This is a genomic window from Kaistia nematophila (genome assembly GCF_026343855.1).
GTDB classification, from domain to species: domain Bacteria; phylum Pseudomonadota; class Alphaproteobacteria; order Rhizobiales; family Kaistiaceae; genus Kaistia; species Kaistia nematophila.
Genome location: NZ_JAPKNK010000002.1, coordinates 187,403 through 202,044, shown reverse-complemented (window position 1 = coordinate 202,044; position 14,642 = coordinate 187,403). Strand labels below are relative to the sequence as shown.

The following is a 14,642-nucleotide window of genomic DNA, read 5'->3' as shown; positions in this document are numbered from 1 at the left end:
AACCATGCGCCAGACCATCCGCTTTCTCCGTCGCGGCAAGATCGTCGAGGTCGGTAATGTCGATCCGATGACGACGCTGCTCGATCACCTGCGCCTCAACGAAGGCGCGACCGGAACCAAGGAGGGTTGCGGGGAGGGCGACTGCGGCGCCTGCACCGTCGCCATCGGCCGCGCCCGCCACGGCAAGGTGGTTTATGAGCCGGTCAACGCCTGCATCCAGCTGCTCGGCATGGTCGACGGCGCGGAGGTCGTGGCTGTCGAGGACCTGGCCGAGGAAACGGAACTCCACCCCGTCCAGGCGGCGATGGTCGAGAAGCACGGCTCGCAGTGCGGATTCTGCACGCCGGGCTTCGTGATGAGCATCTTCTCCCTCTACCAGGGCACGGACGGGGCCGTCGGCCGCGACGAGATCAACAACGCCATTGCCGGCAATCTCTGCCGCTGCACCGGCTATCGGCCGATTGTCGAGGCAGCGCTTTCGGTCTGCGCGAGCCCTCGCGACGACAAATTCCGCAAGGCGACCGAGGATACGGCCGGTATCCTGAACTTCATCGCCGACGACAGCGACATCTTCATCGGCGACGACAAGCGCTTCTTCGCCGCTCCCGCCTCTATCGACGCGCTGGCAGCGCTCTATGCCCGGCACCCCGACGCGACCATCGTCGCCGGCGCGACGGATGTCGGTCTCTGGATCACCAAGCAGCTGCGCGACCTGCCGAAGATCATCCATATCGGCCGGGTTCGGGGCCTTGACGGCGTCGAGGATACCGGCCGCGAGATCCTCATCGGCGCGGCCGCCACCTATGCCAGGGTCGAGCCCTTCATGCGGGCGATCGATCCGGATCTCGGCGAGCTCTTCCGCCGCATCGGCTCGAAACAGGTGCGCGCCAGCGGCACGGTGGGCGGCAATGTCGCGAATGGCTCGCCGATCGGCGACACGCCGCCAGCGCTGATCGCGCTCGGCGCCTCGATGGAACTGCGTCGCGGAGACCGGCCGCGCGTCATGCCGGTCGAGGATTTCTACATCGAATACGGCAAGCAGAACCGCGCCTCCGGCGAATTCGTCACCGGGCTGCTGGTGCCGAAACTGCGGCCGGACCAGATCTTCCGCTGCTACAAGGTGACGAAGCGCTTCGACCAGGACATTTCCGCCGTCATGGGCGCCTTCCGCTTCACCGTCGACGCCGAGGGGCGCATCCAGGAGGCCCGCATCGCCTATGGCGGCATGGCCGGGACGCCGAAGCGGGCGAAGCGGGCGGAGACGGCCCTGCATGGCGCCAGCATCCGCGACACCGCCGCCTGGGCCAAGGCTTTCGACGCGCTGCGCGAGGATTTCACGCCGCTCGACGACCATCGCGCGAGCGCCAGCTACCGGGCCGAGACGGCGCATGCGCTGCTCGGCAAGGCCCTGATCGAAGCGGCTGGAACGCCGAGCTCGCGAACCCGTTTGACCGGCCAGCGGGAGGCAATCGTCCATGCTGCAGAATAACAAGGGCGCCACCGCCATGCCGGCCACCGACGACCTCGCCGTCGTCCGCAAGCCGTTGCCGCATGACAGCGCGCCGCGCCATGTGACCGGTTCCGCCGCTTATATCGACGACATCCGGGAGCCCGCCGGAACGCTGCATCTGGCGCCCGGCTATGCGCCGATCGCGCGCGGCCGCATCACCGGCCTCGACCTCGAAGCGGTGCGGGCCTTTCCGGGTGTCGTCGCCGTGCTGACGGCAGATGACATTCCGGGCGCGAACGACGTCAGTCCGAAGCTGATCGGCGACGATCCGGCGCTGGCCGTCGACGAGGTCCGCTTCTACGGCCAGGTGGTGTTCGTCGTCGTGGCGAACACCCGCGACATCGCTCGCCGCGCGGCGAAGAAGGCGAAGTTCACCACCGTGGCCGAGCCGCCCGTCATCGATCTGGCGGATGCCGTCGACACGGTGCTGCCCGAATATTCCTTCGGCCGGGGCGACATCGAGGGAGCGCTCGCCGCCGCGCCGCTGAAGCTGGAGGCGAGCTTCCGCATCGGCGGGCAGGAGCATTTCTATCTCGAAGGCCAGATCGCCATGGCGGTGCCGGGCGAGGCGGGCGAGATGTTCGTCTATTCGTCGACCCAGCATCCGAGCGAGGTCCAGCATCTGGTGGCGCATGCACTGCATGTGCCGTCGAGCGCGGTGACGGTCGAGATCCGCCGGATGGGCGGCGGCTTCGGCGGCAAGGAGAGCCAGGCCTCGCAATGGGCCGTGCTGGCGGCCCTGGCCGCCTGGAAGACCGGCCGCCCCTGCAAGATGCGGCTCGACCGCGACGACGACATGATCATGACCGGCAAGCGGCATGATTTCCGCGTCGACTACCGCGTCGGCGCCAGCCCGGAAGGGCTGCTGGAGGTGGTCGATGTCGCGCTCAACGCGCGCTGCGGCCATTCGGAAGATCTTTCCATGGGCGTTGTCGACCGGACGATGTTCCATTCCGACAATTCGTATTTCTATCCGAGCTGCCGTGTGCTGACGCGGCGGCTGCGCACCAACACCGTCTCGAACACGGCGTTCCGCGGCTTCGGCGGCCCGCAGGGCATGACCTTCGCCGAGCGGATGATGGATCACGTCGCCTATACTTTGGGCAAGGATCCGCTCGAGATCCGCAAGGCAAACTTCTACCAGGGCGATCGCGATCACACGCCGTATGGCATGAAGGTCGAGGACAATCTGCTGCAGCCGCTGGTGGCGCAGCTCGAGGCGAGCTCCGACTACTGGGCGCGGCGCGAGGCGATCACCGCCTTCAACGCCGAGAGCCGGATCCTGAAGAAGGGCCTGGCGCTGACGCCGGTGAAATTCGGCATCTCGTTCACGCTGATGATGCTGAACCAGGCTGGCGCGCTCCTGCATCTCTACCGCGACGGTTCGCTCAACCTGAACCATGGCGGCACCGAGATGGGGCAGGGCCTGTTCCTCAAGGTGGCGCAGGTCGTCGCCGAGGAATTCGGCGTCGACATGGGCAAGGTGGCGATCACGGCGACGCGGACCGACAAGGTGCCGAACACCTCGCCGACCGCCGCCTCGTCCGGCACCGATTTGAACGCGATGGCGGCGCTCAACGCCTGCAACATCATCAAGGACCGGCTCTACACCTTCATCGAGGAGAAGTGGCAGGTTCGCCGCAACCAGGTGTCGTTCCGCGACAACCAGGTGATCATCGGCAACCATGTCATGAGCCTGGCCGAGCTCGCCAACGCCGCCTATGTCGAGCGCGTGCAGCTCTCGGCCGCCGGCTTCTACAAGACGCCGAAGATCGCCTGGAACCGCGACAAGGCGGAGGGCCGGCCGTTCTTCTACTTCGCCTATGGCGCATCCTGCTCGGAAGTCACCATCGACACGATGACCGGCGAGATGAAGGTCGACAGGGTCGACGTGCTGCATGATGTCGGCAAGTCGCTCAATCCGGCGATCGACATCGGCCAGATCGAGGGCGGCTTCGTGCAGGGCATGGGCTGGCTGACGACGGAGGAACTGGTCTGGGACAAGCAGGGCCGCCTGCGCACGCACGCGCCCTCGACCTACAAGATTCCGGCGGCCTCGGATATTCCCGAACACTTCCGCGTTGAACTATTCCAGTCGGAAGGACCTCGCGAAGACACTATCTTCAAGTCGAAGGCCGTCGGCGAGCCGCCCCTGATGCTCGGCATCTCGGTCTTCTGCGCGATCACCAATGCGATCGCCAGCCTGAAACCGGGCGTCATGCCGGCGCTCGACGCGCCGGCGACGCCGGAAGCGATCCTGAGGGCGGTTCGCGGCATGACGGCAGCTTGATGATGGCAGGATAACATCATGTTGGTCTGGCAGCGTCTCCTCCAAGCGATCGATCGGCAGGGCAAGGCCGCCATGGCGACCATCGTGGAGACGCGCGGCTCGGCCCCCCGGGAGGCGGGCGCCCGCATCGTGGTGCTGCCGGACGCGACCTTCTTCGGCACCATCGGCGGCGGCACGCTGGAATGGCGGGTCATCGCCGACCTGCAGGCGGCGCTGGCCCGGCCGAACCCGCATTTCTACGCGACCCAGCGCGTCGCGCTCGGGCCCGAGCTCGGGCAGTGCTGCGGCGGACGGGTCGATCTGGCGCTGGAGGTGTTCGATCGCTCGCGCCGGGCGGAGGTGCAGGAACTGGCCGAGGCCGAGGCCGCCGGCCTGTTCCGTACCCGCGGCTCGCAGATGTCGGACGGCAAGCTGCACCGCAGCATCGACGCCGGGCTGCACGTCCCGATCGGTTCCGCACATATCGATCACGGCGTCATCGTGGAGGGGTTCGGCGATGACAGCCGCGTCCTCTATCTCTTCGGCGCCGGCCATGTCGGCCGCGCGCTCGTCATGGCGCTGGCGCCGCTTCCGTTCCGCGTCGTCTGGGTCGATCCGCGGCCGGATGCCTTTCCACAGCATGTTCCCGCCAATGTGCGCTGCGTGCAGCCGCAGGATACGCCGGCGGCGCTCGACGACGCGCCGGCCGACAGCTTCGTCCTGGTGATGTCGCACAGCCATTCGCTCGACCTCGCCATCGTCGCCAGGGCCTTGAAGGGACACCACTTTGCCTATGTCGGCCTGATCGGCAGCGAGACCAAGCGCGCCCGCTTCACGCACCAGCTCGATCGCGCCGGTCTCCCGAAGGAGGACATCCAGCGCATGGTGACCCCGATCGGCGTCGCCGGGATCCACTCGAAGCTGCCCGCGGCTATTGCGGCCTCGGTCGCCGCCGATCTACTGGTACGCGACGAAGCCATGCGACAGCTGCTTGCGCATGGAACGACTGGGCCCGCCGAGCCGTCGGCGCTGGCAATGGGGGGGCACTGAGTTGGAGGTCATCCTGGGACGTGCGGACAGCGCGGCGCCGAGCCGGCAACGGCCGGAGAGCCCGCCGCTTCTGCACGCGGTCGGCATCACCAAGATGTTCGGCGCCTTCAAGGCCAACGACACCATCGACCTGGCGATCCGCCCCGGCGAGATTCACGCGCTTCTCGGCGAGAACGGCGCCGGCAAGTCGACGCTGGTCAAGATCCTCTACGGCGTCCTGCAGCCGACCGAGGGGCACATCCTCTGGAAGGGCAAGCCGGTTGGCATCGCCAGCCCCTCCGCCGCGCGAAAGCTCGGCGTCGGCATGGTGTTCCAGCACTTTTCGCTGTTCGAGGCGCTGACCGTCGTCGAGAACATCGCGCTCGCGCTCTCCGACCGGAAGAGCCGCGCCGGGCTGGCGCGCGAGATCGAGAAGATCTCGGCCGAATACGGCCTGCCGCTCAACCCGTCCTCGGTGGTGGCCGATCTCTCGGTCGGCGAGCGGCAGCGGGTCGAGATCGTCCGCTGCCTGCTGCAGAACCCCGAACTGATCATCATGGACGAGCCGACCTCGGTGCTGACACCGCAGGAGGCCGACGACCTGTTCGTCACGCTCGACAAGCTGACGGCGCGCGGCTGCGCCGTGCTCTACATCAGCCACCGCCTCGAAGAGGTGAAGCGGATCTGCCATCACGCGACGATCCTGCGCCACGGCAAGGTCGTGTCGGAATGCGACCCGCAGAAGGAGACTGCCGCGAGGCTCGCGACCATGATGGTGGGCGCCGAGGTGCGCAAGCTCTCCTCCGACCTGCCGCCGCCGCAGAACACCCGCACCCGCCTCTCGGTAGCCAATCTGTCGTTGCCGCAGCCACATCCCTTCGCGGTCGCGCTGCATGGCATCTCGCTCGAGGTGAAAGCGGGCGAGGTGATGGGCATCGCCGGCATCGCCGGCAACGGCCAGTCCGAACTTTTCGACGCCCTCTCCGGCGAGCGCACCGCCGGCACGGCCGCCTCGATCTCGATCGACGGCAAGCCATGCGGCGATGTCGGCGTCACGTCGCGGCGTCGCCTCGGCGCTGCGTTCGTGCCGGAGGAGCGGCTCGGTCATGGCGCCGTGCCGCGCATGCGGCTCTCCGACAACGTGCTCCTGACCCGCCATTCGACCGGCGATCATCTGCTGCGCGGCGGCGTGCTCGATCCCGATGCCTCGCGCCAGCTGGCCGACCGGGTCAGCCGCGCCTTCGATGTCCGCAAGGGCACGCCGGATCCGGAAGCCGGGTCGCTATCCGGCGGCAATCTGCAGAAATTCGTCGTCGGGCGCGAGATTGACCGCCAGCCGGGTGTCCTCGTCGTCAGCCAGCCGACCTGGGGTGTCGACGCGGGCGCCGCGGCGATCATCCGCCAGGCGCTGATCGACCTGGCCCGGTCGGGTTCCGCCATCCTGGTGATCAGTCAGGATCTCGATGAAGTTCTTGAAATTGCCGACCATGTCGCCGTGATCTCCAAGGGACATCTTTCGCCGTCGCGTCCGACCTCCGGGTTGACGCGCGAGGAAATCGGCCTGCTGATGGGTGGTATGGGCGAGCCGGTTGCGGCCGACCGGGGGGCAGCACATGCGGGTTGAGTTGGTACGGCGCAGCGAACGCTCCGCCGCCATGGCCTATCTTTCACCGTTGCTGGCGCTGCTGCTGACGCTGATCGGCGGCGCGCTGATCGTCATCGTCTGGCGGTTGTCGACGGTCGACCTGTCCAACCCGGAGACCGGCGGCTTCTTCGGCGCGCTGCAGCAGGGCTTCGTCGACTATGGCCGCTTCCTCTACGTGTTCTTCATCGAGCCGCTGACGGAGCTGTGGTCGCTGGAGGAACTGGTCGCCAAGGCGACGCCGATCATCCTCGTCGCGATCGGCCTGTCGCTCTGCTACCTGTCGAACACCTGGAACATCGGCGCCGAAGGCCAGATCGCCGTCGGCGCCATCACCGGCTCCTTCCTGCCGATCTTCTTCCCGGACTGGCACGGCCCCTTCATGCTGCCGGCCATGCTCGCGCTCGGCATCCTGGGCGGCATGGCCTATGCCGCGATCCCGGCGCTCCTGAAGATCCGCTTCGGCACCAACGAGATCCTCACCAGCCTGATGCTGGTCTATGTGGCGCAGCTCTTTCTCGACTGGCTGGCGCGCGGTCCCTGGCGCAATCCGGAAGGCCATAATTTTCCGGATAGCCGGCCGTTCGATGGCGGGCAGCTGCTGCCGACCCTGTTCGGCACCAATATCCGCATCAGCCTGATCTTTGTCTTCGTCGCCGCCTTCGCCGCCTGGTTCCTGATGCGCTGGACCAAGATGGGTTTCCAGATCAAGGTGCTCGGCCAGGCGCCGCGGGCAGGGGCCTTCGCCGGCTTCAGCCAGAACCGGATGGTGCTGCTGACCTTCCTGATCTCGGGCGCGCTGGCGGGATTGGCCGGCATCTGCGAGGTCGCCGGCCCGATCGGCCAGCTGCGCACGTCGGTATCGCCCGGCTACGGCTTCACCGCGATCATCGTCGCCTTCCTCGGACGCCTGAACCCGATTGGCGCGATCTTCGCCGGTTTCCTGCTGGCACTTTCCTATCTCGGCGGCGAGGGCGCGCAGATCGCGCTCGGCATGTCCGACCAGACGACCCGGGTATTCCAGGGCATGCTGCTCTTCTTCGTGCTCGCGTGCGACAGCTTCATCTTCTATCGCCTGCAGATCGTCAGGACGCCGGCGGTGCAGGCAGGGACGGTGTCGTCATGACCGCACTCATGCTCGAGGGCATCCTCCTCACCATCATCACGGCCGCCACGCCGCTCCTGTTCGCCTCGATCGGCGAACTGGTCACCGAGCGCTCGGGCGTGCTCAACCTCGGCGTCGAGGGCATGATGGCGATGGGCGCCGTCATCGGCTTCGCGGTGGCGCATTCGACCGGCAACATCGCGCTCGGCGTCGTCGGCGCGATTGTCGCCGGCGTCGCCATGGCGGCCCTGTTCGGCGTCGTGACGCTGATCTTCGTCGCCAATCAGGTCGCCTCCGGCCTGGCGCTGACCTTGTTCGGGCTCGGCCTCTCGGGGCTGATCGGCGACGCCTTCGTTGGCGTGCCCGGCGCCGGCCTCGCTCGCGTCTCGATCCCCGGCTTGAGCGACCTGCCGGTCGTCGGCCTCCTGTTCCGGCTCGATCCGCTCACCTATCTCGCCGTCGCGATCACCATCGCCGTGTCGTGGTTCCTGTTCCGCTCGCGCGGCGGGTTGATCCTGCGCGCCGTTGGCGACAGCCACGTCTCGGCGCATGCGCTCGGCTACAGCGTCATCCGCGTCCGCTTCATGGCGGTGCTGTTCGGCGGCGCCTGCTCGGGCCTTGCCGGCGCCTATCTCTCTCTCGTCTACACGCCGCAATGGACGCAGGCGATGACGGCGGGCCGCGGCTGGATCGCACTGGCGCTCGTGGTGTTCGGCACCTGGCTGCCAGGACGCGTGGCGATCGGCGCTCTGCTCTTCGGCGGCGTCAGCATCCTGCAATTGCACGCCCAGGCTCTCGGCGTCGGCGTGCCGTCGCAGTTCCTGTCGGCGCTGCCCTACCTCACCACGGTCATCGTGCTGGTGATCATTTCGCGCAACCGCGCGCTGGTCCGCGCCAATACGCCGGCGGCGCTGGGGCAGTCATTCGTTCCCGACCGGTAGGGAACGCCATCCGGGACATGCCGCAGCGATCCGCGGCCGGGTTCCGATCGAGTGGATCGCAATTGGTTAGTGCCAGAGGGGACCAGGCAATGAAGAAACTTCTCACCGCCGCGACGGCCGTCGTCGCGCTCGCCATCGGCATCGGCTCCGCCGGGGCTGCTGACAAGCTCAAGGCATGCTGGATGTATGTCGGCCCGCACAATGACGGCGGCTACAGCGAAGGCCACGACGTCGGCCGGCAGATGGTCGAAAAGGAACTCGGTGACAAGGTCGAGACCTCCTATGTCGAGAGCATTGCCGAAGGCCCTGACGCCGAGCGCGCGCTCGAGCGGCTGGCCCGTTCCGGCTGCCAGATCATCTTCTCGACCTCGTTCGGCTTCATGGACCCGACCATCAAGGTTGCCGCGAAGTTCCCGAACGTGAAGTTCGAGCACGCCACCGGCTTCAAGACGGCGCCGAATGTCGGCACCTACAATGCGCGCTTCTATGAAGGCCGCTACATTGCCGGCCAGATCGCCGCCAAGCAGTCGAAGACGGGTGTCGCCGGCTATATCGTCTCGTTCCCGATCCCCGAAGTCGTGATGGGCATCAACTCCTTCATGCTCGGCGCGCAGTCGATCAATCCCGACTTCAAGCTGAAGATCGTCTGGGTCAATTCGTGGTTCGACCCCGCCAAGGAAGCCGACGCCGCCAAGGCGCTGTTCGACCAGGGCGCCGACATCATCGCCCAGCACACGGATTCGCCGGCTCCGCTGCAGATCGCCCAGGAGCGCGGCCTGCATGGCTTCGGCCAGGCGCACGACATGTACAAGTTCGCGCCCAAGGCGCAGTACACCGCGATCATCGACACCTGGGGCCCGTACTACGTGAAGCGCGTCAACGCGGTTCTCGACGGCACCTGGAAGTCCGAGCAGATCTGGGACGGTCTGAAGGACGGCATCCTGCACATGGCCGATTACACCAACCTGCCGGATGATGTCGTCGCCGCCGCCAAGAAGACGCAGGCCGAGATCGAGGCCGGCACGCTGCATCCGTTCAAGGGCCCGATCTTCAAGCAGGACGGCACCGAGGCGATCGGCGAGGGCAAGAACCTCGACGACGGCACGCTGCTGAGCATGAATTGGTACGTCAAAGGCATCGACGACAAGCTGCCGCAGTAACGGCACGCCCCATCTCCCGGACCGGCCTCGCGCCGCGTCCGGGAGATCCTCCCCGGATCCAGGGATCCCGCGCCCCGGCTGCCTAGCCGCAGCGGGGAGCGCCTCGAAACAACTCCGCTTTCTCGGAACCGGTAGGTGCGCGCCCACACGCAACCGGCACCCCAACGAGACTGATCACCGCCAGATGTCCGCATTCGTCGTCGATTGGCTGAACCTCCTGATCCGCTGGGCCCACATGATCGTGGGCATTGGCTGGATCGGCGCCTCTTTCTATTTCATCGCGCTCGACCTCTCGCTGAAGAAGCGCGAGCATATGAAGGAGGGGGTCTATGGCACCGCCTGGGAGGTGCATGGCGGCGGGTTCTATCACGTCGAGAAATACCTGGTGGCGCCGCCGGCGCTGCCCTCCGACCTGATCTGGTACAAGTGGGAAGCCTACCTGACCTGGGTCACAGGCTTTCTCCTCCTGACCGTCCAGTATTACTGGAACGCCAACACCTATCTGATCGACAAGTCGATCCTGCCGATGCTCCCGTCGCAGGCGATCGTCATCTCGTTGCTGTCGCTTGCCGGCGGCTGGGTGATCTACGACCAGCTCTGCAAGTCGATCATCGGCCGCAGCACGCCGCTTCTCGCGGTCTGCCTGTTCGTGCTGATCGTCGGCGCCGCCTACATGTTCACCCATGTCTATTCGGGCCGTGGCGCCCTGATCCATGTCGGCGCGTTCATCGGCACGATCATGGCGGTGAACGTCTTCGGCGTGATCATTCCGAACCAGAAGAAGATCGTCGCCTCGCTCCTGAAGCACGAGAAGCCGGATCCGCGCCTCGGCGCCATCGGCAAGCAGCGCTCGGTGCACAACAACTACCTGACGCTGCCCGTGCTGCTGATGATGGTGTCGAACCATTATCCCATGCTCTCCAGCCATCCGCAGAGCTGGATCCTCGTCGCCTTCGTGCTGCTGCTCGGCGGCTCGATCCGTCATTTCCTCAACCGGCACGAGGCGCATGATCCGTTCAGGAAGTTCGCCTGGACGATCCCGGCGGCGGCCGTCGCCTTCGGCGTCCTCTTGGTGATGACGGCGCCGCGGCCGACTGAGATCGATCCCAGCCTGATGGTTTCGGATGCCGATGTGCTGACGCTCACGGCACAGCATTGCGCCATGTGCCATTCGGCCAAGCCGACGCATGACGGCTTCGACGCGCCGCCCAAGGGCGTCATCCTGACCTCGACCGACCAGTTGAAGGCGCACAAGGAACAGATCCTGGCGCAGGCCGTGAACGGCACCGCCATGCCGCTCGGCAACGAGCGCGGCATGACCGAGGAAGACCGCAAGAGGCTTGGCGCGTGGCTGCAAAGCCATTAGAGGGTTTGGCTTGGTCGCGTTTTTTCTGACGCGGATCACGCCACACTTCGCTCGAAAGCGCACCGGCCCATCTGGCGCGTTTCCTGAAACCGGGATGAAATGTCGACCCAACCGCTGACGCTCGCCGCGGTAAACCGCATGGATGAAGACGCCTTCGTGGCGAGTTTCGGCGATATCGCCGAACACTCGCCATGGGTGGCGAAGGTGGCGGAGAGGGCGCGGCCCTATCCCGACCGGACCGCGATGGTAGCCGCCTTCGTCGAGGCGGTGGCGGAGGCGGAGCAGGAAGCCCAGCTGGCGCTTCTGCGCGAGCATCCCGATCTCGCCGGTCGCGCCGCGATCGCCGGCGAACTGGCGCCGGAATCCCGCAACGAGCAGACCGGCGCCGGCCTCGACCGGATGACGGCGGACGAATACGACCGCTTCTCCCGCCTGAACGCCACCTACCGCGACCGCTACGGCATTCCCTTCATCCTCGCCGTCAAGGGCGCCACCAAGGACCAGGTGCTCGCCGCCTTCGAGGCCCGCCTCGACAATCCCGCCGACATCGAATTCGCGACCGCCTTGACGCAGGTCCAGCGGATCATCCGTTTCCGCCTCGAGGACCGTGTTTCAGCATGACCGACAAAGCCGCCATCCGCGCGACCGGCAAACGCGCGCAGCAGATGATCGACGCGCTCGCCGCGATCTCCGCCAGCCCCGACAATCTGACCCGGCTCTACCTGACGCCCGAGCACAAGCGCGCCGCCGAACTGGTCGAAGGCTGGATGCGCGAGGCGGGTCTCTCCGCCCGCATGGACGCTTCCGGCACGGTGCGCGGCTCGCTGCCGCCCGGCCGGGCAGGGCGCAGCGGCAACAAGTCCCTGCTGATCGGCTCGCATATCGACACGGTCATCGATGCCGGCCGCTATGACGGCAATTTCGGCGTCGTGGCCGGCCTGCTCGCCGTCGAGGCGCTGAAGGCGCGCGGCATCGCGCTGCCGTTCGGGCTCGAAATCCTCGCCTTCGGCGACGAGGAGGGCGTCCGTTTCCCGATCACGCTCACCTCCTCGGCGATCGCAGCCGGCGTCTTCGAGACGGCGACGCTGGACCAGACCGATCGCGCCGGCGTCACGATGCGCGACGCGCTGACCGCGTTCGGCGGCAATCCAGACGGCCTCGCCGCCGAGGCCTATCCGGCCGATTCCGTGCTCGGCTACCTGGAGGTCCATATCGAGCAGGGGCCCGTGCTGGAACGCACCAATGCCTCGCTCGGCGTCGTCACCGCCATTGCCAGCCAGAGCCGTCACCATATCCGCATCCGCGGCGAGGCCGGCCATGCCGGCACCGTGCCGATGCCGATGCGGCGCGATGCGCTGGCGGCGGCGGCGGAACTGATCGTCGGCATCGAGGCCATCGCCCGCAAGGACCGCAGGAACGCGCTCGTGGCGACGGTCGGCCAGATGGACGTCCTGCCCGGCGCCTCCAACGTCATTCCGGCCGAGGTGCGCCTGACGCTCGACGTCCGCGCCGCGACCGACGACGCGCGCCGCGACGCGGTTTCGGCGATGCTGTCGCTGGCGCGCAAGATCGAGGCCGTGCGCCAGGTCTCGCTGAGCTTCGATACCTATCTGGAGAAGCCGTTCGCACCATGCGGCGCGCGGCTGACCGCCGCGATCGAGGCGGCGACCTCGGAGGTCATGGGCAAGCCGGCGCAGCGGCTTCTTTCCGGCGCCGGCCATGACGGTCTTTCGATGGCGCATCTTTGTGAATACGGCATGATCTTCGTGCGCTGCCGGGGCGGCATCAGCCACAACCCGGCCGAGTTCGTCACCGAAGACGACATGGGCGCCGCGGTCGAGGCCCTGGTCGAGACCATTCTCGAACTGGCCCGACAGGAAGAGGCGACATGATCCGCGACGCCGTCGCCGCCAATTGGGAGCGTGAGGTCGCCTTCCTGAAGGCGTTGATCCAGATACCGAGCGACAACCCGCCCGGCAACTGCTCCCCGCATGCGGAAGCGACCGCCATAGCGCTGGAAAAGCTCGGCTTCACGGTGGAGCAGCATCCCGTGCCGGAGCCATTCGTCCGCCAGCACGGCATGAAGAGCGTCACCAACCTCATCGTCCGCAAGACCTTCGGCACCGGCGAGGGGCCTGTCATCGCGCTCAATGCGCATGGCGACGTCGTGCCGCCCGGTAATGGCTGGACGACGGATCCCTATGGCGCGGAGGAGCGCAATGGCGCCGTGTACGGGCGCGGCGCGGCCGTCTCGAAATCCGACTTCGCCACCTATGCGTTCGCGTTGCTGGCGCTGGATCGGTCGTTCAAGCGGCTCAACGGCGGCGTCGAGCTGCATCTGACCTATGACGAGGAGACAGGCGGCTTCGTCGGGCCGCAATGGCTGCTGGCGCACGGCCTGTCGAAGGCGACATACGCGATTTCCGCCGGCTTCTCCTACGCGATCACCACGGCGCATAATGGCGCGCTGCATCTTGAAGTCGTCGTGCGCGGCAGGCAGGCCCATGCCGCGATGCCTTCCTCGGGCGTCGACGCGCTCGAAGCGGCAACGCCGATCCTCGCCGCCATCTATGCCGAACGCCGTCGCCTGCTGGAACGGGTCTCGACCGAGCGCGGCATCGGTTCGCCGCAGATCACTGTCGGGCTGATCTCGGGCGGCATCAATACGAACGTCGTGCCGGACCGGATCGCCTTCCGCATCGACCGTCGCCTGATCCCGGAGGAACAGGGCGAAGCCGTCGAGGCCGAGCTGATCCAACTGATCGAGGCGGCCACGCCCGACATGGAAGGCGTCGAGGTCGAGTGTCGCCGGATCATGCTGGCGGAACCGCTGCGCCCGCTGCCGGGCGTCGAGCGCCTCGTGCAGGCGGTGCAGGGGCCGGCGAGGACCGTGCTGGGGCTGGAGATCGAGGCCACCGGCGTGCCGCTCTATACCGACGCACGCCACTATTCGGCGGCCGGCATCCCGACCATCCTCTATGGCGCCGGGCCGCGCTCCATCCTGGAGGCGAGGGCGCATTCGACCGACGAGCACCTTCAGCTGTCGGACCTGCGCGCCGCGACCGAGATCGTCGCGCTGGCGCTGGAGGACCTGCTCTCCGCCTGATCCGGCATGTGCCGCCGCGCCGCCAGCGCCCGGCCCTCGACCTGGATGCGGACGGCGAGCAACAGCAGGTTGATGGCACCAAAGACCAGAGCCACCACCGGCAGGTCGAGGATCAGTGCCAGCAGCGGCACTTCGAGCGCGACGATCAGGTAATTGGGGTGCCGCATGAACCTATACGGCCCCTTGCGTTGCAGGGGCGCGTCGTCGAGCGTGATGATGCGGGTCGTCCAGTAGGGACCGAGGCTTGCCAGAACCCAGATCCGCAAGGCCTGCAGCAGCGCGAACACGGCGATCAGGCCCCAGTTGACCGGCGGATCCGGCGAGGTCAGCAGGGTCAGCGCCAACAGCCAGCAGGCGTGCAGCGCCACGATCAGGGGATAGTGCTCCGCCCCGACCTCACGTCCGCCGAGCTCAAGCAGGCGGCGCGTGTTGCGGTTGGCGCGCGCCAGCTCGACGAGGCGCTGCAGCGCGACGGCAATGAGCAGCCAATAGGCCCATCCCAGCATCGTGGGTC

General features: G+C 67.0%; 12 protein-coding genes. 11 read left to right on the top strand and 1 reads right to left on the bottom strand.

The annotated features are described in order from the left end of the window. The first annotated feature begins 4 nt into the window (after positions 1-4). The 11 genes from xdhA to OSH07_RS05170 all read left to right on the top strand — a co-directional run bounded on the left by xdhA (position 5) and on the right by OSH07_RS05170 (position 14,128). A complete protein-coding gene (xdhA, locus tag OSH07_RS05220) occupies positions 5-1,489 on the top strand; it encodes a xanthine dehydrogenase small subunit (RefSeq protein ID WP_266337558.1) in 1,485 nt (494 codons plus the stop codon). Next, a complete protein-coding gene (gene xdhB, locus OSH07_RS05215; RefSeq protein ID WP_420909600.1) occupies positions 1,476-3,800 on the top strand; it encodes a xanthine dehydrogenase molybdopterin binding subunit in 2,325 nt (774 codons plus the stop codon). The genes xdhA and xdhB overlap by 14 nt, the downstream gene beginning before the upstream one ends. Before the next feature lie 18 nt (positions 3,801-3,818). Next, on the top strand, positions 3,819-4,829 hold the full coding sequence (gene xdhC / locus OSH07_RS05210; RefSeq protein ID WP_266337557.1) for a xanthine dehydrogenase accessory protein XdhC: 1,011 nt from the start codon (positions 3,819-3,821) through the stop codon (positions 4,827-4,829). A 94-nt stretch (positions 4,830-4,923) separates the two neighbouring features. Next, positions 4,924-6,432, top strand: a complete 1,509-nt coding sequence (locus OSH07_RS05205; protein WP_266338174.1) for an ABC transporter ATP-binding protein — start codon at positions 4,924-4,926, stop codon at positions 6,430-6,432. After that, positions 6,422-7,576, top strand: coding sequence for an ABC transporter permease (locus OSH07_RS05200; protein ID WP_266337556.1), 1,155 nt, complete (start codon positions 6,422-6,424; stop codon positions 7,574-7,576). Before OSH07_RS05205 ends, OSH07_RS05200 begins: the two co-directional genes overlap by 11 nt. Positions 7,577-7,584: 8 nt before the next feature. Continuing rightward, positions 7,585-8,496, top strand: a complete 912-nt coding sequence (locus tag OSH07_RS05195) for an ABC transporter permease (protein WP_266338173.1) — start codon at positions 7,585-7,587, stop codon at positions 8,494-8,496. Positions 8,497-8,585: 89 nt separating this feature from the next. Then, a complete protein-coding gene (locus OSH07_RS05190) occupies positions 8,586-9,656 on the top strand; it encodes a BMP family ABC transporter substrate-binding protein (RefSeq protein ID WP_266337555.1) in 1,071 nt (356 codons plus the stop codon). A gap of 184 nt (positions 9,657-9,840) precedes the next feature. Beyond that, positions 9,841-11,022 (top strand): urate hydroxylase PuuD, encoded by a 1,182-nt coding sequence (locus tag OSH07_RS05185; RefSeq protein WP_266337554.1) that lies wholly within the window; start codon positions 9,841-9,843, stop codon positions 11,020-11,022. 99 nt (positions 11,023-11,121) lie between these two features. Continuing rightward, positions 11,122-11,643 (top strand): 2-oxo-4-hydroxy-4-carboxy-5-ureidoimidazoline decarboxylase, encoded by a 522-nt coding sequence (uraD, locus tag OSH07_RS05180; protein WP_266337553.1) that lies wholly within the window; start codon positions 11,122-11,124, stop codon positions 11,641-11,643. Continuing rightward, on the top strand, positions 11,640-12,914 hold the full coding sequence (locus tag OSH07_RS05175; protein ID WP_266337552.1) for an allantoate amidohydrolase: 1,275 nt from the start codon (positions 11,640-11,642) through the stop codon (positions 12,912-12,914). Before uraD ends, OSH07_RS05175 begins: the two co-directional genes overlap by 4 nt. After that, positions 12,911-14,128, top strand: a complete 1,218-nt coding sequence (locus OSH07_RS05170) for an ArgE/DapE family deacylase (protein WP_266337551.1) — start codon at positions 12,911-12,913, stop codon at positions 14,126-14,128. Before OSH07_RS05175 ends, OSH07_RS05170 begins: the two co-directional genes overlap by 4 nt. On the opposite strand, the gene OSH07_RS05165 is transcribed toward OSH07_RS05170, so the two are convergent. Continuing rightward, the gene (locus OSH07_RS05165; RefSeq protein WP_266337550.1) at positions 14,059-14,634 is read right to left on the bottom strand and encodes an isoprenylcysteine carboxyl methyltransferase family protein; all 576 of its coding nucleotides are present in this window, start codon (positions 14,632-14,634) and stop codon (positions 14,059-14,061) included. The genes OSH07_RS05170 and OSH07_RS05165 overlap by 70 nt on opposite strands. Positions 14,635-14,642 lie beyond the last annotated feature (8 nt).

Coding starts and splice junctions, on each gene's coding strand:
- xdhA (WP_266337558.1), top strand. CDS start 5: ATGCGCCAGACCATCCGCTTTCTCCGTCGCGGCAAGATCGTCGAGGTC.
- OSH07_RS05190 (WP_266337555.1), top strand. CDS start 8,586: ATGAAGAAACTTCTCACCGCCGCGACGGCCGTCGTCGCGCTCGCCATC.
- OSH07_RS05175 (WP_266337552.1), top strand. CDS start 11,640: ATGACCGACAAAGCCGCCATCCGCGCGACCGGCAAACGCGCGCAGCAG.
- OSH07_RS05185 (WP_266337554.1), top strand. CDS start 9,841: ATGTCCGCATTCGTCGTCGATTGGCTGAACCTCCTGATCCGCTGGGCC.
- OSH07_RS05200 (WP_266337556.1), top strand. CDS start 6,422: ATGCGGGTTGAGTTGGTACGGCGCAGCGAACGCTCCGCCGCCATGGCC.
- xdhC (WP_266337557.1), top strand. CDS start 3,819: ATGTTGGTCTGGCAGCGTCTCCTCCAAGCGATCGATCGGCAGGGCAAG.
- uraD (WP_266337553.1), top strand. CDS start 11,122: ATGTCGACCCAACCGCTGACGCTCGCCGCGGTAAACCGCATGGATGAA.
- xdhB (WP_420909600.1), top strand. CDS start 1,476: ATGCTGCAGAATAACAAGGGCGCCACCGCCATGCCGGCCACCGACGAC.
- OSH07_RS05205 (WP_266338174.1), top strand. CDS start 4,924: ATGTTCGGCGCCTTCAAGGCCAACGACACCATCGACCTGGCGATCCGC.
- OSH07_RS05165 (WP_266337550.1), bottom strand. CDS start 14,634: ATGCTGGGATGGGCCTATTGGCTGCTCATTGCCGTCGCGCTGCAGCGC.
- OSH07_RS05195 (WP_266338173.1), top strand. CDS start 7,585: ATGCTCGAGGGCATCCTCCTCACCATCATCACGGCCGCCACGCCGCTC.
- OSH07_RS05170 (WP_266337551.1), top strand. CDS start 12,911: ATGATCCGCGACGCCGTCGCCGCCAATTGGGAGCGTGAGGTCGCCTTC.